We start from the raw sequence: 22,117 nt of genomic DNA, 5'->3' as shown, positions 1-22,117 counted from the left end.
GACGGGTCGGGCGGCCGGTACTTCTGGCCGGGCCGGGGTGGTCGGTGGGTCGGGGCGGCCGGGCGGGCGGCGCTTCCTGGCGGGCCGGTGGCTCGGACGGGCGAGGCAGTGGGTGCTGCCCCGACGGGTCGGGCGGTCGGTGCTTTTGGGCGGGGTGGCGGTCGGCGGGGTGGACGGGCCGGGCGGTCGGTGCTTTCGGGTGGGGCGGCGGTCGGTAGGGCGGACGGGCCAGGTGGTCGGCGCTTTCGGACGGGGCGGCCCAGCCGCACGGGGCCGGTGGCCGGTGTCAGGAGAAGTGGTGGCGGCCTCGGGTGCGGGGGCCGCCGAAGGAGGTCGGTGGGCCGCCGTCCGTGTCCTGTGCCAGCAGGATGCCGCCGAGCACGGCGCCCGCCGTCCCGTCCGGGCCGTCGTACGGATTGCCGTGCAGGCGCACGTCGCGCTCGGCCAGGTCCCGTGCCTCGCCGGCCAGGACGTCCGCGGCCGTGGCGTCACCCGCGGCGAGGAGCCGCACCGCCTCCGCGAGCCGGGTGCGGGCCCCGGCGGCGACGGCCGCGCGGTGCGTGGACACGAAGTCCGCCACGGCGGCCACGGCACTGCGGGCGACGAGCAGTTCGGCCGCCGACACCACCCCACCGCCCCCACCGCCCGCACCTCCGGCACCGCCCGCACTGCCGACTCCGCCCGCACTGCCCACTCCGCCCACTCCGCTCACTCCGCCCACTCCGCGCGTCTCGGCGATGAGTGGCCCCGCGGCCCGTGCGACGCGCCGTAGCGCCTCCAGCGGGTCGTACGCGCCACCGGTCAGCTCCTCGCGTACGGCGGCCAGGACCGCGTCGGCGCGCCGCAGCCGGATGCCGTCCGCCTCGTCCGCCGGCCGGGCGCGGACCGCCGAGAGTCCCGCCTCCGCGCCGGTCAGCGCCGCCGGGACCAGCCGTGCCGCCTCCGCCAGCTCCGCCGACAGCCGATCCACCCCGGTGACGAGGGTGTCCGCCTGGGCCAGCGCGCCCTCGGCGGCCCGCAGGTGGGCGGTCGCCCGTTCGCTCTCGTGGGAATCCGCCGCCTGGCGCGACCGGTTCAGCCGGGCCATCGCGAACACCAGCCGGTCCTTGGCCTGTTCGACGTTGCCGACGACGGGGGCGGCGGCCGACGGGGCGTAGCGCCCGCCCAGCGCGAGCAGTTCCGCCTGCGCCACCCCCGCGCGGCCCGTCAGCTCCCGGAACCGTTCCTCCGCGATCTCCAGCGCCTCGTCCGTCCCGCGCTCCGGCGCCCGCAGGGCGTCCAGCGCCTCCGCCTCGGCGTCCAGGCGCCGTCCGGCCTCCGCGCACCGGCCGATCACCCCGACGAGCGCCTGCCGGCGGGCGGCCTCGTCCTCGGGGAAACCCTGTTCGAGGCGGCGGCGGATCGCGAACGCGGCCGACAGTTCGGTCTCCGCCGCCCGCAGGGCGTGGGCGAAGGGTTCCACCGCCGAGGCCCCGAACCGTGCCTCGACGAAGGCGAGTTCCTCATGGGCGGCGCGCACGCAGTCGTCCGCAACGACCAGTGCGGCCCGTGCCTGCCGTTCGGTGTCGCGCGCCGTCGGGGCGGGCGGTCGCGCGGACACCACACCCGGTGTCGTACGGGTCCGGGCCCGCCGGGTGCGCCGTACGTACGTGTAGGCGGCCAGCACCCCCGCCGTGGCGACCGCAGCCAGTGGGAGCACCAGGTCGACGGGTGACGTCCCGTTCTGCTCGGGGGGTGCCGCGGCCTCGGTCACGGGACCGGTGCGCGACGGGGGAACCGGATCTTCGGCCCCGGACGTCATCCCCGGCAACGCCAGCCACAGGATGCCGACCACCGCTCCCAGCACGGTGTGCGCCACGCGCACGCGTATGTGCGAGGCGGCCCGCCGCGGTCGGCCCCGGATCGAGGATGGCGTCACGTTTTGGAGCGTATGTCCAGGTGAACGCCCCCGCGAGCGGGGTGCGCCCACTGGGGACGAGGACGACGAGGGAGACACGATGGACAAGCCGACGACGCCACCGCAAGCGCCCGCCGCGCGGACCCCGTGGCGTTGGGTGCGGCGGGGTGTTGTCGGGTTGGTGCTCGTCGTTCTCGTGCCGTTGCTCGGGGCCGAGGCCGCCCTGCGGGTGAACTACGCCGGAGATCCCGGCGACGGCACCTTCACCCGGCACCGGGACGCGCTCTGGCTGGGGCACGCCTGGGTCGACGGGCGGAAGAAGGACGCCGACGTCGCCGCCCTCGCCCGGCGACTGCGCGGCACCGGCATCCGCGACCTGTACGTCCACTCGGGCCCGCTCGAACACGACGGCACGCTGCCCGCGTCGGCGTACCCGAGGGCCCGCTGGCTGACGGACGCCGTCCACCGCGAGATACCGGGCGTGCGCGTGCAGACCTGGCTCGGCGACAAACTCGCCACCGAGACCCCGGACGGCCTGCACCTGGAACGCGCCGCCACCCGGACCGCGATCGTCGCCTCCACCCGCCAGGTCCTCGCCGCCGGCTTCGACGGCGCCCACTTCGACCTGGAACCCCTCCACTCGGGCGACCGCGACTACCTCTCCCTCCTCGACGACCTGCGCCGCGTCACCCGCGCACGCGGCGCCCTGCTCTCCGTCGCCGCCCACCAGATCGACCCGCTGCCCGCCTTCCACGCCTTCTGGGGCACGGTCGCCGGCCACCCCAAGTGGTGGTCGCAGGCGTACTTCGCGCAGGTCGCCCGCCGGGTGGACCAGATCGCGGTCATGTCGTACGACACCATGCAGCCGCTCGCCAGCCTCTACGGCGGGTACGTCGCCCAGCAGACCTCCCTCGCCCTGGAGGTCACCCCGCCCACCACGGACCTCCTGATGGGCCTGCCCTTCTACCACGAGAACCGCTTCGGCCACCGGGCGCGCGCCGAGACGGTCCCCGCCGCCGTCCGGGGCGTCCGGCTCGGCCTGTCCCGCACGGACGCGGACCGCCCCGCCTTCGGCGTCGCCCTGTACGTGGACTTCGCCGCCACGGAGGCCGACTGGAGCGCCTACCGCCGGGACTGGACGGTCAGCTCCGCCTCCTGATCCTCGACCCCAGCCACACCAGCGGGTCGTACTTGCGGTCCACCGCGCGTTCCTTCAGCGGGATCAGCGCGTTGTCCGTGATGCGGATGCCCTCGGGGCAGACCTCCGTGCAGCACTTGGTGATGTTGCAGTAGCCGAGGCCGTGTTCGTCCTGGGCCGTCCTCCTGCGGTCCAGGCCGCTCTCCTCGGCCGCGTCCAGCGGATGCATGTCGAGCTCCGCGACCCGCATCAGGAAGCGCGGACCCGCGAACGCCGTCTTGTTCTCCTCGTGGTCGCGCACCACGTGACAGGTGTCCTGGCACAGGAAGCACTCGATGCACTTGCGGAACTCCTGCGAGCGGTCCACGTCCTCCTGCATCATCCGGTACTCGCCGGGCCCCAGGTCCGCGGGCGGCACGAACGCCGGGACCTCGCGCGCCTTGTCGTAGTTGAAGCCCACGTCCGTCACCAGGTCGCGGACCACCGGGAACGCGCGCAGCGGCGTCACCGTGACCGTCTCCTCGCGGGTGAACACCGACATGCGCGTCATGCACATCAGCCGGGGCCGCCCGTTGACCTCCGCCGAGCACGAACCGCACTTGCCCGCCTTGCAGTTCCAGCGCACGGCGAGATCGGGCGCCTGCGTCGCCTGGAGCCGGTGGATGATGTCGAGGACCACCTCGCCGTCGTTGACCTCGACCGCGAAGTCCTCGAGACCGCCGCCCCGAGCGTCCCCCCGCCACACCTTGAAGCGGGCTTCGTAGCTGCTCACTCGTACAGCTCCTCCTCGGCGAGGTACTTGACCAGCTCCTCCTTCTCGAAGAGGGCGAGCAGGTCCGGGCGGATCGGTTCGGTGGTCTCGCGGGTGAGGGCGATCCGGCCCGGGGCCGGGTCCGCCGCCGCGAGACGGCCCGCGAGGTCGTCCATGGGGTCGTCCGCGGGGCCGGTGAGCGCGCACAGCAGATTGACGTTGCGCCAGCGGCGGTCCATCTCCGGGTGGTCCTCACGGGTGTGCCCGCCGCGCGACTCCGTGCGCTCCAGCGCCGCGCGGGCCACGCACTCGCTGACCAGCAGCATGTTGCGCAGGTCCAGGGCCAGGTGCCAGCCGGGGTTGAACTGGCGGTGCCCCTCCACCCCGGCCCGCCGCGCCCGCGCGCGCAGCTCGGCGAGCTTCACCAGGGCCTGCTCCATCTCGGCCTGGCGGCGGATGATGCCGACCAGGTCGTTCATGGTCTGCTGGAGTTCCTGGTGCAGGGTGTACGGGTTCTCCGGCGCGCGCCCGTCGTCCTCGCCGGGGGCCGGGCCCTCGGCCGAGAACGGCCGCAGCGCCTCGGCCGCCGCCGCGTCGACCTGCGCCTCGTCCAGCGGTGGCGGCGAGCCGGCCGTGCCGGCCGCGTGCTCGGCCGCGTGCCGGCCCGCGCGGCGGCCGAAGACGAGCAGGTCGGACAGCGAGTTGCCGCCCAGCCGGTTCGAGCCGTGCATGCCGCCCGCGACCTCGCCGGCCGCGAACAGCCCCGGCACGCCGCGCGCCGCCGCCGTGTCCGAGTCGACGGCGATGCCGCCCATCACGTAGTGACAGGTCGGCCCGACCTCCATCGCCTCGGCCGTGATGTCGACGTCCGCCAGCTCCTTGAACTGGTGGTACATGGACGGCAGCCGGCGCCGGACGACCTCGGCGGACATCCGCGTGGACACGTCCAGGAAGACCCCGCCGTGCGGGGAGCCGCGCCCCGCCTTCACCTCGGCGTTGATGGCGCGCGCCACCTCGTCGCGGGGGAGCAGCTCGGGGGGCCGACGGTTGTGGTCGGGGTCGTTGTACCAGCGGTCGCCCTCGTCCTCCGTCTCGGCGTACTTCTCCTTGAAGACGTCGGGAACGTAGTCGAACATGAACCGCCTGCCGTCGGAGTTGCGCAGCACCCCGCCGTCCCCGCGCACCGACTCGGTGACGAGGATGCCCTTCACCGACGGCGGCCAGACCATGCCGGTCGGGTGGAACTGCACGAACTCCATGTTCAGCAGGGGCGCCCCGGCCAGCAGCGCGAGCGCGTGCCCGTCGCCGGTGTACTCCCACGAGTTGGACGTGACCTTGAAGGACTTGCCGATCCCGCCGGTCGCGATCACCACGGACGGCGCCCGCAGCACGAAGAACCGCCCGCTCTCGCGCTCGTACGCGAAGACCCCGCCGACCCGCGTCCCGTCCTTGAGGACCCGGGTGACCGTGCACTCCTGGAAGACCTTCAGCCGGGACTCGTAGTCCCCGGTCTCCCGGTGGTCCTCCTGCTGGAGCGCCACCACCTTCTGCTGGAGCGTGCGGATCAGTTCGAGTCCGGTGCGGTCGCCGACGTGCGCGAGGCGCGGGTACTCGTGGCCGCCGAAGTTGCGCTGCGAGATCCGGCCGTCCTTCGTACGGTCGAACAGCGCGCCCCAGGTCTCCAGCTCCCACACCCGGTCGGGGGCCTCGCGGGCGTGCAGCTCGGCCATCCGCCACTGGTTGAGGAACTTGCCGCCGCGCATGGTGTCGCGGAAGTGGACCTGCCAGGAGTCGTGCTCGTTGGCGTTGGCCATGGCCGCGGCGATGCCGCCCTCGGCCATCACCGTGTGCGCCTTGCCGAACAGGGACTTGCAGATCACCGCCGTACGGGCGCCCCGCTCCCGTGCCTCGATCGCGGCCCGCAGCCCGGCGCCGCCGGCCCCCACCACGACGACGTCCCACTCCTGCCGGTCGATCATGGACATCAGGGCCCCATTCCCTCTAGAAGAAGCGCGGATCCTCGAAGACGCCGGACGCGACGAGATACACGTAGAAGTCGGCGAGCGCCACGCTCGCCAGCGAGCACCAGGCCAGCAGCATGTGACGGGCGTTGAGCCGCCCGACGAACCGCCACGCCGCGTACCGCACGGGGTGCTTCGAGAAGTGCTTGAGCTTCCCGCCGACGATGTGCCGGCACGAGTGGCAGGAGATCGTGTACGCCCAGATCAGCACGATGTTGACGAGGAACACCAGGCTGCCGAGACCCATGTGGCCCCACGCGTAGTGCTCGTCCCGGAAGGAGAGCACGGTGTCGTACGTCAGCACGCCGGCGACGAGGATCGCGGCGTAGAAGAAGTACCGGTGGACGTTCTGCAGGATGAGCGGGAAGCGGGTCTCACCGGTGTATCCCCGGTGCGGCTCGGCCACCGCGCAGGCCGGCGGGGACGCCCAGAAGCCCCGGTAGTACGCCTTGCGGTAGTAGTAGCAGGTCAGCCGGAAGCCCAGCGGGAAGATCAGGATGATGATCGCGGGGGAGATCGCCCACCAGGAGCCGAAGAGATCGGCGTTGGGGCCGGCCCGCATGGTCGCGCAGTTGTCCGCGAGGCAGGGCGAGTAGAACGGCGACACGTACGGCGCCGCGTAGTAGTGCGCGTTCGCGAAGGCCCGCCAGGTCGAGTAGACGACGAAGGCGAGCAGTCCGGCCGCGGTGGCGGCGGGCGCCAGCCACCAGCGGTCGGTGCGCAGGTGCGGCGCGGCGATCGCGGCGCGGGTGGCGGACCGTACGCCGCCGCTGTTCACATGGGGTTCCGTACCAGTGGCCAACGCAGGACTCCGGTCGGGTCAGGGGGCGTGGCGGTCCCGGGCGCCGAGACCCTCGTCGTCGGAGTCCGTCCACAGGCTGATGTCGTAGGGGGTGTCGGAGATCGTGACGAGCTCGGGGCCCTTGGCGGCGCCGGGCGTGCTGGCAGCCTCCCGCAGCAGGGCCACGCTCTCGCGCAGGTGGTCGGCGTCGGCGCGGACGCGGCGCATCTCCAGGCCGCCGCCACCGAGGTGCTGTTCCAGTCGGCCGACGCAGCGGGACAGGTCGTCGACGCAGCGCTGAACCGATGTCAGGTCGTCGTGCACGGACATGACGTGACCTCACTTCCGCGGACCTCGTGGTCCAAGGCGGCAACGTTCATGCGCCTGCGAGTGTTGCGCGTCACACCTGCCGGTGTGAAGGCGTGTGCAGCGATTGGCCGATGTACGTCTGCCGGAGCGTGTTCCGCCGCACGGGTGGCGTTGGGACCGACGTCGCCGTGTCTCCCTCCGTCGGGGAGTCCGTTCCTCTTCAGTGGACCCGCAGGTGCATAGATCCGATCAGCACCAAAATACCGCAAAAGGGGTATCAAGGATGTCCCACGACGGCAGCGCCCCACAGGGGCGCGGGGCGTGTCATCCCGCGGCACCGCCGCGTGAGAGTGACCGGCCGCAACGAGCCCGCAGACACCCGACGGCAGGTCCCGGCGCCCACGGGAGGGCGCTCGGCCCGGTCGCCCTCCTCGCCGTGGGCGCCCTCCTCGCCGGCTGTGGTTCCGACGAGGAGGCGAGCCGCCCGCTGGCCGGACCGGACATCGCCGCCGCGGCCCGCGACGCCGTCGCCGACGGCGGCACCCTGCACTGGGCCGTGGACTCCGTCCCGGAGACCCTGAACGCCTTCCAGGCAGACGCCGACGCCGGCACCACCAGGGTCGCCCAGGCCGTGCTGCCCTCGATGTTCCGCCTGGACCAGAACGGCCGCCCGGTCCGCAACCCCGACTTCCTGGAGTCCGCCCGGGTCGTCAAGACCGAACCCCGCCAGGTCGTCCTCTACAAGCTCGACCAGCAGGCCGTCTGGAGCGACGGCCGGGAGATCGGCGCCGCCGACTTCGCCGCCCAGTGGCGCGCCCTGTCCGGCAAGGACACCGCCTACTGGACCGCCCGCAACGCCGGCTACGACCGCATCGAGAAGATCGAGCGCGGCGCCAACGACCTGGAGGTCCGGGTCACCTTCAGCCGCCCCTACGCCGACTGGCGGTCCCTGTTCTCCCCGCTGTACCCGAAGGACGTCATGGGCACCCCCGACGCCTTCAACGACGGAGCGCGCCGCAAGCTCAAGGCCAGCGCCGGACCGTTCAAGGTGCAGAAGGTCGACACCGAGCACAAGGAACTCGTCCTCACCCGCAACCCGCGCTGGTGGGGGCAGCCCGCCAAGCTCGACGAGATCGTGCTCCAGACCGTGCCCCGCGAACAGCGGGCCGCCGCGCTCGCCGCCGGCACCACCGACCTCGCCGACGTCGACCCCGCCGAGGCCGAGCGCATCGGCCTGGCCGGCCGCGCGGGCGGCACCGGCACCCCCCTCCAGGGCGCCGGACGGACCTCGGCCAAGAAGCTGCGCGGCTGGGCCCTCGCCCACGGCTTCGACTCCGACAAGATCCCCAGCGGCGAGAAGAAGCTGGCCCGCGCGATCTCCACGTACCTGCGCGAGCAGGAGGCCCTGCGCGCCTTCGAGGTCCGCAAGTCGCTGGAGCCCGCCTACACCCAGCTCGCCATGAACGGCTCCACCGGCCCGCTCGCCGACGAGCGGGTGCGCCGCGCCGTCGCCCGCGCGCTGGACCGCAGGCAGCTCGCCAAGCTCGTCCTGACCCCGCTCGGCCTGCCCGCCGTACCGGTCGGCAGCCACCTCGCCCTGTCCGGCCAGACCGCGTACACCGACAGCAGCGGCGCCCTCGGCGGCCTGGACACCAAGGAGGCGCAGTCGCTGCTCGCCGACGCGGGCTGGGTGCCCGGCGGGCCGGTCAAGGAGGAGAAGAAGACCGGGAAGGCGGCCGGCCCCGAGGCGACGGCGGACGAGGAGTCCGGCGACGACGGCGACGACGGCACCTACATCGTGGGCGAGGACGACAAGGCGCCAGGCGAGGACGGCGAGGACCGGACCGGGCGGCAGGACGACGACGGCCGGCGGCAGCTCGCCGAGGACGGCAAGCAGCCCACCGAGAACCACCCGCCGGCGGGCGGGGCGCCGGGCGCGTACGCGCCCAAGGGCACCGCCGCCCCCGCGGGCGCCGTCGCCGGGCCGCTCGCCAAGGACGGCAAGCCGCTCACCCTGCGGTTCGTGCTCCCCTCGGGCCCCGGCTCGGAGAGCCTGCGGACCGTCGCCGACCGGATCTCGGCGATGCTGGACAAGGTCGGCATCACCACGGAGATCACCAAGGTCGCGGACGAGAGCTACTTCAAGGACCACATCGCGACGGGTCAGTACGACCTCGCCCTGTACTCCTGGCCGTCCTCGCCCTTCCCCGCCACCGACGCCCGCCCGATCTACGCCAAGCCCGCCGCGGCCGCCGACGGCTCCCTGAACGTCGAACAGAACTACACCCGCGTCGGCACCGACCAGGTCGACCAGCTCTTCGACCAGGCCGCCGCCACCCTCGACGAGGAGGAGGCGCGCTCGCTGATCCGCAAGGCCGACTCGCGGATCTGGGCGCAGGCCGGCTCCATCCCGCTCTATCAGCGCCCGCAACTCGTCGGCGTCAGGAAGAACCTGGTCAACGCGGGTGCGTTCGGTTTCCGGACACCCCTGTACGAGGACATGGGCTTCCTGAAGAAGGGTGTGAAGCTCTCGCCGAGCCCGTCCGCGAGCTGAGACCGCGTGGCCCTGAGGAAGCCGCCGCTCCCAGGGCCACGTAACATGGGGTGAGGCCGTGGCATGTCAAGCCCGGCAGGGCCCGCGTCACCTCGGAGTACGCACCGGCCCTCCTCACATCCCGGGAGTACGTCTCAACATGGCTGTGTCCACGACACGTCACGACATCCGCAATGTCGCCATCGTCGCCCACGTCGACCACGGCAAGACGACCATCGTCGACGGCATGCTGAAGCAGGCCGGAGCGTTCGCCGCCCACCAGCTCGAGCAGGTCGACGACCGGGTCATGGACTCGAACGACCTGGAGCGTGAGAAGGGCATCACGATCCTCGCCAAGAACACGGCGGTCAAGTACCACCCGAAGGACGGCGGGGACCCGATCACGATCAACATCATCGACACCCCCGGCCACGCCGACTTCGGCGGCGAGGTCGAGCGCGGTCTGTCGATGGTCGACGGTGTGGTGCTGCTCGTCGACGCCTCCGAGGGCCCGCTGCCGCAGACCCGCTTCGTGCTGCGCAAGGCGCTCCAGCAGCGGCTGCCCGTCATCCTGTGCATCAACAAGACGGACCGCCCCGACTCCCGCATCGACGAGGTCGTCAACGAGACGTACGACCTCTTCCTCGACCTGGACGCGGACGAGGAGCAGATCGAGTTCCCGATCGTCTACGCCTGCGGCCGTGACGGCATCGCCTCGCTGACCAAGCCGGAGAACGGCACGGTCCCCTCCGACTCCACCAGCCTGGAGCCGTTCTTCTCCACGATCCTGGAGCACATCCCGGCCCCGGTGTACGACGAGGACGCGCCGCTCCAGGCCCACGTCACCAACCTCGACGCCGACAACTTCCTCGGCCGCATCGCGCTGCTCCGCGTCGAGCAGGGCGAGCTGCGCAAGGGCCAGACCGTGGCCTGGATCAAGCGCGACGGTTCGATCGGCAACGTGCGCATCACCGAGCTGATGATGACCGAGGCGCTGACCCGCAAGCCCGCCGAGAAGGCCGGTCCTGGCGACATCTGCGCCGTCGCCGGCATCCCCGACATCATGATCGGCGAGACGCTGGCCGACCCGGAGAACCCGATCGCGCTCCCGCTGATCACGGTGGACGAGCCCGCGATCTCCATGGTCATCGGCACCAACACCTCCCCGCTGGTCGGCCGCGGCGGCACCGGCAAGGGCGCCGACGCGAAGGCGGCCGTCAAGGACCGCAAGGTCACCGCCCGCCAGGTCAAGGACCGCCTCGACCGCGAGCTGATCGGCAACGTGTCGCTGCGCGTGCTGGACACCGAGCGCCCCGACGCCTGGGAGGTGCAGGGCCGCGGCGAGCTGGCGCTGGCCATCCTGGTCGAGCAGATGCGCCGCGAGGGCTACGAGCTGACCGTCGGCAAGCCCCAGGTCGTCACCAAGGACGTCGACGGCAAGGTCCACGAGCCCGTCGAGCGCATGACGATCGACGTGCCCGAGGAGCACATGGGCGCCGTCACCCAGCTGATGGGCGTCCGCAAGGGCCGGATGGACAACATGTCCAACCACGGCTCCGGCTGGGTGCGCATGGAGTTCGTCGTGCCCTCGCGCGGTCTGATCGGCTTCCGCACGGAGTTCCTCACCCAGACCCGCGGCACGGGCATCGGCCACTCCATCCACGAGGGCCACGAACCCTGGTTCGGCGCGCTCCAGACCCGCAACAACGGTTCGCTGGTCGCCGACCGCTCCGGTGCCGTCACCGCCTTCGCGATGACCAACCTCCAGGAGCGCGGCGTGCTGTTCGTGGACCCGGGCACCGAGGTGTACGAGGGCATGATCGTCGGTGAGAACTCCCGCTCCGACGACATGGACGTCAACATCACCAAGGAGAAGAAGCTCACCAACATGCGGTCGTCCTCGGCCGACTCGTTCGAGGCGATCGTCCCGCCGCGCAAGCTGTCGCTGGAGCAGTCCCTGGAGTTCTGCCGCGACGACGAGTGCGTCGAGGTGACCCCGGAGGCGGTCCGCATCCGCAAGGTCAGCCTGGACGCCCGCGACCGCGCCCGCGCGGCGAGCCGGGCGAAGCACGGCTGACCGCGGCGCGGCCCGCGGCCGTCGCCCGCTGTCGCGCCGGCCGGGTGCTCCTGGGGAGCACCCGGCCGTTTTGGCGCGTGTGCCCGCCGGGGGACAGAGGGAAAACCCTTCGAGACGGTGAGAAGTGGCGCGATGTGATCGAGTTCGCTCTACTCTGCTCACGTCGGACGTAGCCGTGCGCGCTGTCGTGAGCCGGGGCGAATGGTCCGGACGCTCACCGTCCGTCGGCGGGATCGAGCGGTGCGTGGGCAGGGTGAAGGACCCCCTGCACGCGCAGACTCTCATGGCAAGCGGATTTTCGATCCGCTACGTCCGGAATGCGGACAGCGTGAATCGATAAGTGTGTAACAAGTCCGTTTCGCAGGGATCTTTCTGCAAACGCTTTGTCCGGATTTTGGAAGATGTTCGCGCCAGGTGTGATCGAACCGAGACCTTAAGGGTGTGGTTCGACCCTTTGCTCATGGCAGATAGTTAGGCGCGTAGAGCTCGGTCATGGGTCGTGTGCTTCAGGTGCGCCGACCTACGAGCGCGGGGGGCACTTGACTTTCTCCGACGCTGGTGACGGCGGCGTGTCAGGTGCTCCCCCATGCGATGAACCATTGGACTCATGAGGAGGAACCCATGCGCGGTGCCAAGAGCGCCAAGTGGGTCGCGATAGCCGCGGTTGTGGCGCTGGGCGTGACCGCCTGTGGTAGTGGCGGCGGGGACAAGGGCAGTGACAGCAAGGCTGCGGTCGACCCCAACGGCAAGTTCTCCGTCGAGGTGGGTGAGCCGCAGAACCCCCTGCAGCCCGCCAACACCATGGAGTCCAACGGCAGCATCGTCATCAAGTCGCTCTTCTCCGGTCTCGTCGACTACGACGAGAGCGGAAAGATCGTCAATGTCAACGCCCAGTCCGTCGACTCCACGGACAACAAGACCTTCACGGTCAAGCTGAAGCCGGGCTGGAAGTTCCACGACGGCACCCCGGTCACCGCCGAGTCCTACGTCAAGGCGTGGAACTGGGCCGCGAACCCGGCCAACAAGCAGACCAACAGCTTCTGGTTCTCCGACATCCAGGGCTACGCCGACGTCGCGCCCGACAAGGGCAAGCCGAAGGCCACCGAGATGTCCGGTCTGAAGGTCGTCGACGACAACACCTTCACGATCACGCTCAGCAAGGCGCTTCCGTACTTCGTCTACAAGCTGGGCTACGAGGTCTTCGACCCGCTGCCGGAGTCCTTCTACAAGGACCCGAAGGCGGCCGGCGAGCACCCGATCGGCAACGGTCCCTACAAGTTCGTCAGCTGGGACCACAAGAAGCAGATCGAGGTCGCCAAGTTCGACGGCTACCAGGGTCCGAACAAGGCCAAGAACGGTGGTGTGCTCTTCAAGAACTACACCAACCTGGAGACGGCCTACGAGGACCTGAAGTCCGGCAACGTCGACGTCCTGCGTCAGATCGCGCCCAAGGACCTCCCGGTCTACAAGGCGGACCTCGGCGACCGCGCCGTGGACAAGGCGTACTCCGCGATCCAGACGATCGCCGTCGCCTACTACACGAAGCAGTGGAAGGACATCGACCCGAAGGTCATCCAGGGCCTGTCGATGGCGATCGACCGCGACACCATCACCAAGACGGTGCTCCAGGGCACCCGTGAGCCCGCCACCGGCTGGGTCGCCAAGGGCGTCCTCGGCTACCAGCCGAACGCCGCCGGCGACGTCACCAAGTACGACCCGGCCAAGGCCAAGCAGCTGATCCAGGAGGGCGGCGGCGTTCCCGGCAACGCCATCTCCATCCAGTACAACGCGGACGGCGGCCACAAGGAGTGGGTCGAGGCGGTCTGCAACTCCATCACCAAGGCCACCGGCGTCAAGTGCACCGGCGACTCGAAGGCCGACTTCCAGGCCGACCTGGACGCGCGTGACGCGCACCAGGTCAAGTCGCTGTACCGCTCCGGCTGGGTGCTGGACTACCCGTTCAACTCCAACTTCATCCGTGACCTGTTCGGCACCAAGTCGGACGGCAACCAGGGTGGCTTCTCCAACAAGACGATCGACGACGAGATCGCCGCTGCCGACAGCGCGGGCTCGCTGGAGGAGTCGGAGAAGAAGTACCAGGAGATCGAGAAGCAGCTCCCGAACTACATGCCGAGCATTCCGCTCTGGTACTACAAGGTCAACGCGGGCTACTCCGAGAACGTCAGCGGCGTCCAGTACGCCCAGGACGGTGACCCGATCCTGACCGGCGTTCAGGTCAAGAAGAAGTAACCACAAGCCCGTATCCCCGGGGCGTCGTCGCGTCCCGGGGAACGGCCGTGGCTGGGGGGCCCTTTCCGCGCGCATCGTTCACCGGTGCGCGGGGGAAGGGCCCGTCGGCTGCCGCTGTGACTGACATGGAGGCACGATGGGGCGCTACGTCGCACGACGACTGCTCCAGATGATCCCGGTGTTCATCGGGACGACTCTTCTGATTTTCCTCATGGTCTACGCCCTGCCCGGCGACCCCGTGCGAGGACTGTTCGGCGACAAGGGCGGAAGCCCCCAGGTGATCGCCGCGCTGAGACATGAGTACGGCCTGGACCAGCCGATCCTGGTGCAGTACTGGCACTACATGCGGGACATGATCCTGCACTTCGACTTCGGCACCCAGATCGCCAGTGGCCGGCCGGTGACGGACGTCCTCGGCGACGCGTTCCCCGTCACCCTCCGGTTGGCCTCGCTCGCTTTCCTCATCGAGGTCGTGCTCGGCCTCGCCCTCGGCATCCTCGCCGGACTGCGCGCGGGCCGTGCCACGGACACCGTGATCCTGCTGGTCACCCTGCTGCTGATCTCGGTCCCGGTGTTCGTCCTCGGCTACATCCTCAAGGTGGTCTTCGCGTTCAACCTGGGCTGGTTGCCGCCGAACGTCAATGACTCCACGAATCCCAACGAGTTGTTGATGCCGGCCATTGTGCTGGCGACCGCGTCACTCGCCTATGTGACCCGGCTCACCCGTACGTCGATCGCCGAGAACCTGCGCGCCGACTACATCCGCACCGCCATCGCCAAGGGCCTGCCGCGGAGGCGCGTCGTGGGTGTGCACCTCATGCGCAACTCGCTGATCCCCGTGATCACCTACCTCGGCACCGACATCGGTGCGCTCATGGGCGGCGCCGTCGTCACCGAGGGCCTGTTCAACATCCAGGGCATCGGCGGCACGATCTACCAGTCGATCGTGCGGCGCGAGGGCACCACCCTCGTCGGCCTCGTCACCGTCCTGGTGCTCGTGTACCTGCTCGCCAACCTGCTGGTCGACCTGCTCTACGCGGTCCTTGACCCGAGGATTCGCTATGCCTGACGTGACCAAGACCGACCTCAAGGAAGCCGTGGCGTCCGGTCCCCAGGCCGCGGTGACCCTTCCCGGGCCCAAGCCGGAGAAGACCCGCAGCCTCTGGGGCGACGCCTGGCAGGACCTGCGACGCAGCTGGATCTTCATCGTCTCCGCGGTGCTGATCCTGTTCCTGCTGGCGATCACCTTCTTCCCCGGCTGGTTCACCAGTGCGGACCCGACCTCGGGCGACCTGGCCAAGCACTTCCTCCAGAAGCCCAAGCTCGGCAACGTCTTCTCCCCGGACTGGCTCGGCTACGACCAGCAGGGCCGCAGTGTCTACGCGCGTGTCGTCTACGGCACCCGGGCCTCCGTCGCGGTGGGCTTCGGCACCACCGTCGCGGTGACCGTCGTGGGCGGCCTGGTCGGCATGATCGCCGGTTACTTCGGCGGCATCGTCGACTCGGTGCTGTCGCGGCTGACCGACATCTTCTTCGGCATCCCGTTCCTGCTCGGCACCATGGTCGTGCTCAACTCCTTCCAGGACCGCACGACCTGGGTCGTCATCGGGGCGCTGAGCTTCTTCGGCTGGACGCAGATCGCCCGTGTCATGCGCGGCGCGGTGATCACCACCAAGCAGGCCGACTACGTGCACGCCGCCCAGGCCCTGGGCGCGAGCACCCCGCGCATCATGTTCCGGCACATCCTGCCGAACACCCTGGCTCCCGTGATCGTCGTGGCGACCATCTCGCTCGGCATCTACATCGCCGCCGAGGCGACCCTGTCCTACCTGGGTCTGGGCCTCAACGGCGTGTCGTGGGGCAATGACATCTCGGACGGCGGCAACCAGATCCGGGTGGCGCAGTGGATCATGCTCTACCCGTCGATCATGCTCATCATCACGGTGCTGGCGTTCATCATGCTCGGTGAGGCCGTCCGCAACGCCCTCGACCCGAAGATGCGCTGAGGGAGGCGTACACGTGACCATCATCGACGAAGTCGTCCCCGTGCCGTCGCCCCGTGAGGGCGGAGAGGGCGACGTACCCCTGCTCGACGTGCGTGACCTGCACGTGGAGTTCCACACCCGCGAGGGTGTCGTCAAGGCCGTCAACGGCGTGAACTACAGCGTCCGCGCGGGCGAGACGCTGGCCGTGCTCGGCGAGTCCGGCTCCGGCAAGTCCGTGACGGCCCAGGCCGTCATGGGCATCCTGGACATGCCCCCGGCGAGGATCCCGCAGGGCGAGATCCTGTTCCGCGGCCAGGACATGCTGAAGATGTCCGGCGAGGAGCGCCGCAAGATCCGCGGCAGCCGCATCGCCATGATCTTCCAGGACGCGCTCAGCTCGCTCAACCCGGTGCTGTCCGTCGGCTACCAGCTCGGCGAGATGTTCCGCGTTCACCAGGGCCTCTCCAAGAAGGAGGCCAAGGCGAAGGCCATCGAGCTGATGGACCGGGTGAAGATCCCGGCCGCGGCGGCCCGCGTCAACGACTACCCGCACCAGTTCTCGGGCGGTATGCGCCAGCGCATCATGATCGCCATGGCGCTGGCCCTGGAGCCGGACCTGATCATCGCCGACGAGCCGACGACGGCCCTCGACGTGACCGTCCAGGCCCAGGTGATGGACCTGCTCGCGGAACTGCAGCGCGAGTACAACATGGGTCTGATCCTGATCACCCACGACCTCGGCGTGGTCGCCGACGTCGCGGACAAGATCGCGGTGATGTACGCGGGACGGATCGTGGAGCGTGCCCCCGTCCACGAGCTGTACAAGCGTCCGGCGCACCCGTACACCCGCGGTCTGCTGGACTCGATCCCGCGCCTGGACCAGAAGGGCCAGGAGCTCTACGCGATCAAGGGTCTGCCGCCCAACCTGCTGCGTATCCCCGGCGGTTGCGCGTTCAACCCGCGTTGCCCGAAGGCCCAGGACATCTGCCACGAGCAGGTCCCGGCGCTGCTGCCGATCTCCGAGAAGGACGGCACCGAACTGGTCGGCCGCGCTTCGGCGTGCCACTTCTGGAAGGAGACGATCCATGGCTGAGCTCAGCAAGAACGACGAGCCGCAGGACGCCACGCCGAACGTCTCCGAGGTGGACGTGGTCGACGCCCACAGCGAGGACGAGGCCGTCACCGTGATCGAGTCGCCCGTCGAACGGGGCGAACCGATCCTTCAGGTGCGCAACCTGATGAAGCACTTCCCGCTCACCCAGGGCATCCTGTTCAAGAAGCAGATCGGCGCCGTCAAGGCCGTCGACGGAGTCTCCTTCGACCTGCACCAGGGCGAGACCCTGGGCATCGTGGGCGAGTCGGGCTGCGGCAAGTCCACCGTCGCCAAGCTGCTGATGAACCTGGAGCGGGCGACCGCCGGCGAGATCTTCTACAAGGGCCAGGACATCACCCGGCTGTCGGGGCGGGCCCTGAAGGCGGTGCGCCGCAACATCCAGATGGTGTTCCAGGACCCGTACACCTCGCTCAACCCGCGGATGACGGTCGGCGACATCATCGGCGAGCCCTTCGACATCCACCCCGAGGTGGCTCCCAAGGGCGACCGGCGCAAGCGGGTGCAGGAGCTGCTGGACGTCGTCGGTCTCAACCCGGAGTACATCAACCGGTACCCGCACCAGTTCTCGGGCGGGCAGCGCCAGCGCATCGGCATCGCCCGCGGCCTCGCGCTCAACCCCGAGATCATCATCTGCGACGAGCCGGTCTCCGCGCTGGACGTGTCGGTCCAGGCCCAGGTGATCAACCTGATGGAGCGACTCCAGGACGAGTTCAACCTGTCCTACATCTTCATCGCGCACGACCTGTCGATCGTGCGGCACATCTCGGACCGGGTCGGGGTCATGTACCTCGGCAAGATCGCCGAGATCGGCAGCGACGAGCAGATCTACGACCATCCGACGCACCCGTACACCCAGGCGCTGCTGTCCGCGGTGCCCGTGCCGGACCCCGAGGCCCGCGAGAACCGCGAGCGGATCATCCTCACCGGCGACGTCCCGTCCCCGGCCAACCCGCCGTCGGGCTGCCGCTTCCGCACCCGCTGCTGGAAGGCGCAGGACAAGTGCGCGCAGGAGGTTCCCCTCCTCGCGGTGCCCGAGCGTTTCCAGGGCACGGACTCGCCGGCGGCCCACGAGTCGGCCTGCCACTTCGCCGAGGAGAAGGACATCGTCCACGCGGCCTGACGGCCACCGTCCGGCCTCCGGTTCCCCGTGCCCCGAAGGGGCGCGGGGAACACGTGCGACCAGCCACGACGGACCCGCGGCTGCCCACGACCCGCTCTCCTGAGCCCGGACAGGGAGCGCGCGTCCGACGGCCGCGGGGCTCAGTCCGCGGGCCTTGCATGAGCCCAGTGGCAGGCGACCTGCGGTTCGTTCCCGCCGTGCAGGATCTCCGGGTCCTCCGTGCGGCAGCGGTCGGCGACGCCCGCCCGCTCGGCCCCGCCGTCGGCCAGCACCGGGCAACGGGCGCGGAAGCGGCAGCCGGACGGGATACGGGACGGGTCCGGAGGCTCCCCCGACAGGACCACGGGGTCGCCCGGGGCGTCCGGCAGGACCGACAGCAGGGCCTGGGTGTACGGATGCCGGGGCGAGGTCAGGACCTCTTCCACCGGGCCCGTCTCCACGATCCGCCCCAGGTACATCACGGCGACCCGGTCGGCGACGTTCCAGGCCAGTCCCAGGTCATGGGTCACCACCAGCGCGGCCAGCCCCAGATCGGCGCGCAGCCGCAGCAGCAGGCCCAGGATCTCGCCCCGCACGGAGGCGTCGAGCGACGCCACCGGCTCGTCGGCGACGAGGAGTTCGGGCGCCAGGACGAGCGCTCCCGCGATGACCACGCGCTGCCGCTGTCCGCCGGAGAGCTCGTGCGGACGACGGAGGAAGAACCGCTCGGGCGGCCGCAGCCCCGCCCGCGACAGCGCCTCGGCGACGGCCGTCCGCTCGTCCCCGGGGTGCCCGTGGATCCGCAGCCCCTCGGCCACCGCCTCGTAGACGGTGTGCCGGGGGTTCAGCGACCCGCTGGGGTCCTGGAGGACCAGCTGGACCCGCCGCCGGTACGCCTTGAGCGCCTTCGACGCGTACTCCAGCGGTTTCCCGTCGAACCGCACCTGACCCGAGACGGGCCGCACGAGGCCCAGCAGCGCCCGCGCGAGCGTCGTCTTGCCGCAGCCCGACTCGCCCACCAGGGCCACGATCTCCCCGGCCCGGATGCCGAGTTCGACCCCGTCCACGGCCCGCGCCGCGGGCGCCCCGCGGCGGCCGGGGAACGTCACGCGCAGTCCCCGCGCGTCGAGCAGGGGCGTGGGCGGTGGCGTGGTGGTCATGCCGTGCTCCTCGTGTCCTGCGCGCCCGCGCCCTGGCCGGGAACGTCCGCCGCGACGTGCACACAGGCGGCCCGCCGCGCCCCGGCCGTCCCGCGCAGTGCCTGGTCCTCCGTGGTGCAGCTCTCCAACGCGACCGGGCAGCGCGGGTGGAAGGCGCAGCCGGAGGGCAGCGCGGCCGGATCGGGTGGATCCCCGGCGAGTCCCCGGGGCGCGAACCGGGAGGCGGGGTCGCCGATGTGGGGGAACGCCCCGGACAGGGCCCGGGCGTAGGGGTGCAGGGCGTCCTCGTGGACCGCACGGGCCGGGCCCTCCTCGACCACCCGGCCCGCGTACATCACGGCCAGCCGGTCGCAGGTGTCGGCCAGGACCGCGAGATCGTGGCTGATCATGATCAGGGCCAGGTCCTGGTCGGTGACGAGCCGTTGGATCAGCGTGAGGATCTGTGCCTGGATCATCGCGTCCAGCGCGGTCGTCGGTTCGTCGGCGACGACCAGCTGGGGATCGCAGGCCAGCGCCATGGCGATCATGACGCGTTGCCGCTGTCCGCCGGAGAGTTCGTGCGGGTACGCCGCCGCCCGTGCCGCGGGCAGCCCCACCTGTTCCAGGAGCTCGCCCGTCCGGCGCTTGGCCGCGGCGGCGCTCGCCCGGCCGTGCAGCAGGATCGGCTCGGCGATCTGGTCACCGACGCGGTGCACCGGGTTGAGCGAGTGCATGGCGCCCTGGAAGACGATGGAGGCGCCGGCCCAGCGCACCGCCCGCACCCGCCCCCAGCGCATCGTGAGCACGTCCTCGCCGTCGAGCAGGACCTCCCCGCTCACCCGTGTCCCGGCGGGCAGCAGCCGCAGCAGCGCGAGCGCCAGCGTGGACTTGCCGCAGCCGGACTCGCCCGCGATCCCGAGCTTCTGCCCCGCGGCCACCGACAGGTCCACCCCGCGCACGGCGGCGGCCCCGCCGGGATAGGTCACCCGCAGGTCCCGGACCTCCAGGAGCGTCACCGGGTCACCCCCCTCCTGGGATCGAGCACGGACTCCACGGCCCGCCCGCAGAGCGTGAAAGCCAGCGCGACCAGGGCGATCGCGACACCGGGCGGCACCAGGTACCACCAGTCGCCGGCACTGACCGCGCCCGCCTCGCGCGCGTCCTGGAGCAGTCCGCCCCAGGAGACCACCGTCGGGTCGCTGAGGCCGACGAAGGCCAGGGTCGCCTCCGCCAGGATCGACGAGGAGACCATCAGCGTGGTCTGCGCCAGCACGAGCGGCATCACGTTGGGCAGCACGTGCCGGGTCATCACGTGCCAGTGGCCGCCGCCGAGCGCCCTGGCCCGCTCGATGTACGGCCGGGACTCCACCGCGAGCGTCTGGGCCCGCACCAGCCGGGCGGTCGTCGGCCAGGTGGTGACGCCGATCGCGAGGATCACCGTGTTCAGGGAGCGGGACATGACGGTCGCCAGCGCGATGGCGAGGACCAGGGTCGGCATCACCAGGAACCAGTCCGTGACCCGCATCAGCACGGTTCCCCAGGCGCCCCGGAAGTGCCCGGCGGTGATGCCGACCACGGCGCCGATCGCCACCGACAGGACGGCCGCGAGCAGCCCGACCAGCAGGGAGACACGCGAGCCCCAGACCACCAGACCCAGCAGATCGCGTCCGAACCGGTCGGTGCCGAGCGGGAATTCACCGCTCGGCGACTCCAGCGGACTGCCGGGTGCGTCGGTCACCCCGGCCACGTCGGAGCCGACCGTGAGCGGCGCGGTCAGCGCGACGAGCGCGAACAGCACCAGGGCGGCCAGCCCGGCGAGGCCGGCCCGGTGCGTGCGGTAGAGCTGCCAGAACCGGGTCGCCGAGCCGCGGCGCCGCTGCCAGGCGAGTGCCCGCCGTCCGGGCTGCCGGGTGACCTCGGTGCTCATCGGCCCACCCGGGGGTCGAGCAGCGGATAGACCAGGTCCGCCAGTGTGTTCATGACGATCACCGCCGCGGCGAAGAAGAGGAACAGGCCCTGCACCAGAGGCAGGTCGGGAACGCTGAGCGCCTGGTAGAAGAGTCCGCCGAGACCCGGCCAGGAGAACACCGTCTCGACCAGGATCACGCCCGCGACGGTCCGGCCGAGGTTGACGAAGACGAGGGTGACGGTGGGCAGCAGCGCGTTGGGCACGGCGTGCCGGCGCCGTACCAGGTCGTCCCTGAGGCCCTTGGCCCGTGCGGTGGTCAGATAGTCGCTGCCCATCTCGTCGAGCAGTGCGGAGCGGGCGACCAGCAGGGTCTGCCCGTACTCGACGGCGACGAGGGTGATCACGGGCAGGACGAGGTGGCGGGCGACGTCCAGGACGTAGGCGAGTCCTTCCTTTCCGCCGGACTCCATGCCGCCGGTCGGGAACAGCCCGGGGACGGGGCCGAGGCCCACCGAGAACACCACGATGAGCAGCAGGCCGAGCCAGAACGAGGGGACCGAGTACAGGGTCAGCGCCAGTCCGGTGTGCAGCCGGTCGCCGAGGCGCCCGTGCCGCCAGGCCGAGCGGGTGCCGAGGTACATGCCGAGCAGGGTGTAGAGCACGAACGCGGTGCCGGTCAGCAGCAGGGTGTTGGGCAGGGCCTCGGAGATCTTGTCGACGACCGGGGCGCGGAACTGGTACGAGGTGCCCAGATCGCCCGTGAGGGCCTTGCCGCAGTAGTCCGTGAACTGCTCCCACACCGGCAGATCGAGCCCGAACTCGCGCCGGTACTCGGCGAGTTGGCGGGCCGAGACCGGGCGTCCGCCCGTCATGGTCCGCACCGGGTCGCCCGGGATCAGCCGGAACAGGAAGAAGCCGGTGACGAGGACGGCGAGCAGGGAGACGAGGGCGCCCCCCAGCTTCCCCGCGCCGTACCTGACGTACCCGGCCCAGGCGCCGGCGCGCGCTCCCCGGAGCGCGGGCCCGGGGAGCGGGTCCGCGGCCCCGGTCGGCGGCCGGGCGGTCTCAGCCGTCATGACGGCCCTCCCGGCGGAGGGTGGGGAGCGGTCGGTCG

General features: G+C 70.9%; 17 protein-coding genes. 8 read left to right on the top strand and 9 right to left on the bottom strand.

Annotated elements, in window-relative coordinates:
- Positions 1-286: 286 nt before the first annotated feature.
- Positions 287-1,918 (bottom strand): hypothetical protein, encoded by a 1,632-nt coding sequence (locus AB0F77_RS00720; RefSeq protein WP_361939087.1) that lies wholly within the window; start codon positions 1,916-1,918, stop codon positions 287-289.
- Positions 1,919-1,997: 79 nt separating this feature from the next.
- Between AB0F77_RS00720 and AB0F77_RS00715 the strand changes: the two genes are divergently transcribed.
- The gene (locus AB0F77_RS00715) at positions 1,998-3,056 is read left to right on the top strand and encodes a glycosyl hydrolase family 18 protein (RefSeq protein ID WP_361939084.1); all 1,059 of its coding nucleotides are present in this window, start codon (positions 1,998-2,000) and stop codon (positions 3,054-3,056) included.
- Here AB0F77_RS00715 and AB0F77_RS00710 read toward each other — a convergent pair.
- From AB0F77_RS00710 to AB0F77_RS00695, 4 genes are read right to left on the bottom strand one after another with little or no spacing between them, the layout of a single operon-like run.
- A complete protein-coding gene (locus AB0F77_RS00710; protein ID WP_361939082.1) occupies positions 3,040-3,807 on the bottom strand; it encodes a succinate dehydrogenase/fumarate reductase iron-sulfur subunit in 768 nt (255 codons plus the stop codon). The genes AB0F77_RS00715 and AB0F77_RS00710 overlap by 17 nt on opposite strands.
- A complete protein-coding gene (locus AB0F77_RS00705; protein WP_361939079.1) occupies positions 3,804-5,771 on the bottom strand; it encodes a fumarate reductase/succinate dehydrogenase flavoprotein subunit in 1,968 nt (655 codons plus the stop codon). The genes AB0F77_RS00710 and AB0F77_RS00705 overlap by 4 nt, the downstream gene beginning before the upstream one ends.
- Before the next feature lie 16 nt (positions 5,772-5,787).
- Positions 5,788-6,609: a hypothetical protein gene (locus tag AB0F77_RS00700; RefSeq protein ID WP_361939076.1), complete on the bottom strand. Its 822-nt coding sequence runs from the start codon at positions 6,607-6,609 to the stop codon at positions 5,788-5,790.
- Positions 6,610-6,627: 18 nt separating this feature from the next.
- Positions 6,628-6,918 (bottom strand): hypothetical protein, encoded by a 291-nt coding sequence (locus AB0F77_RS00695; RefSeq protein WP_361939073.1) that lies wholly within the window; start codon positions 6,916-6,918, stop codon positions 6,628-6,630.
- A 415-nt stretch (positions 6,919-7,333) separates the two neighbouring features.
- Here AB0F77_RS00695 and AB0F77_RS00690 point away from each other — a divergent pair, with 415 nt between their 5' ends.
- The 7 genes from AB0F77_RS00690 to AB0F77_RS00660 all read left to right on the top strand — a co-directional run bounded on the left by AB0F77_RS00690 (position 7,334) and on the right by AB0F77_RS00660 (position 17,976).
- The gene (locus tag AB0F77_RS00690; RefSeq protein WP_361939070.1) at positions 7,334-9,451 is read left to right on the top strand and encodes an ABC transporter family substrate-binding protein; all 2,118 of its coding nucleotides are present in this window, start codon (positions 7,334-7,336) and stop codon (positions 9,449-9,451) included.
- Between the two features lie 139 nt (positions 9,452-9,590).
- A complete protein-coding gene (typA, locus tag AB0F77_RS00685; RefSeq protein ID WP_361939067.1) occupies positions 9,591-11,507 on the top strand; it encodes a translational GTPase TypA in 1,917 nt (638 codons plus the stop codon).
- Positions 11,508-12,128: 621 nt separating this feature from the next.
- Complete coding sequence (locus AB0F77_RS00680; protein ID WP_361939064.1) at positions 12,129-13,757, top strand: ABC transporter substrate-binding protein; 1,629 nt, start codon at positions 12,129-12,131, stop codon at positions 13,755-13,757.
- A gap of 136 nt (positions 13,758-13,893) precedes the next feature.
- The gene (locus AB0F77_RS00675; RefSeq protein ID WP_361939061.1) at positions 13,894-14,826 is read left to right on the top strand and encodes an ABC transporter permease; all 933 of its coding nucleotides are present in this window, start codon (positions 13,894-13,896) and stop codon (positions 14,824-14,826) included.
- Complete coding sequence (locus tag AB0F77_RS00670; protein WP_361939058.1) at positions 14,819-15,763, top strand: ABC transporter permease; 945 nt, start codon at positions 14,819-14,821, stop codon at positions 15,761-15,763. Before AB0F77_RS00675 ends, AB0F77_RS00670 begins: the two co-directional genes overlap by 8 nt.
- 13 nt (positions 15,764-15,776) lie before the next feature.
- Complete coding sequence (locus AB0F77_RS00665) at positions 15,777-16,835, top strand: ABC transporter ATP-binding protein (protein WP_361939055.1); 1,059 nt, start codon at positions 15,777-15,779, stop codon at positions 16,833-16,835.
- Positions 16,828-17,976, top strand: a complete 1,149-nt coding sequence (locus AB0F77_RS00660; protein ID WP_361939052.1) for a dipeptide ABC transporter ATP-binding protein — start codon at positions 16,828-16,830, stop codon at positions 17,974-17,976. The genes AB0F77_RS00665 and AB0F77_RS00660 overlap by 8 nt, the downstream gene beginning before the upstream one ends.
- A 140-nt stretch (positions 17,977-18,116) precedes the next feature.
- On the opposite strand, the gene AB0F77_RS00655 is transcribed toward AB0F77_RS00660, so the two are convergent.
- Genes AB0F77_RS00655 through AB0F77_RS00640 form a run of 4 tightly spaced genes read right to left on the bottom strand, consistent with a single transcriptional unit; the run spans position 18,117 to position 22,079 of the window.
- Positions 18,117-19,115, bottom strand: a complete 999-nt coding sequence (locus AB0F77_RS00655) for an ABC transporter ATP-binding protein (RefSeq protein WP_361939049.1) — start codon at positions 19,113-19,115, stop codon at positions 18,117-18,119.
- Positions 19,112-20,110, bottom strand: a complete 999-nt coding sequence (locus AB0F77_RS00650; RefSeq protein ID WP_361939046.1) for an ABC transporter ATP-binding protein — start codon at positions 20,108-20,110, stop codon at positions 19,112-19,114. The genes AB0F77_RS00655 and AB0F77_RS00650 overlap by 4 nt, the downstream gene beginning before the upstream one ends.
- Positions 20,107-21,021, bottom strand: coding sequence for an ABC transporter permease (locus tag AB0F77_RS00645; RefSeq protein WP_361939043.1), 915 nt, complete (start codon positions 21,019-21,021; stop codon positions 20,107-20,109). The genes AB0F77_RS00650 and AB0F77_RS00645 overlap by 4 nt, the downstream gene beginning before the upstream one ends.
- Entirely contained in the window at positions 21,018-22,079 is a 1,062-nt protein-coding gene (locus tag AB0F77_RS00640; RefSeq protein ID WP_361939040.1) for an ABC transporter permease, read from the bottom strand. Before AB0F77_RS00640 ends, AB0F77_RS00645 begins: the two co-directional genes overlap by 4 nt.
- Between the last annotated feature and the right edge of the window lie 38 nt (positions 22,080-22,117).

The sequence above is a fragment of the Streptomyces sp. NPDC026672 genome (assembly GCF_040638185.1).
Taxonomy (GTDB): domain Bacteria; phylum Actinomycetota; class Actinomycetes; order Streptomycetales; family Streptomycetaceae; genus Streptomyces.
Note: the sequence above shows the minus strand (reverse complement) of the source record. Positions and strands in the feature narration are given on the sequence as shown.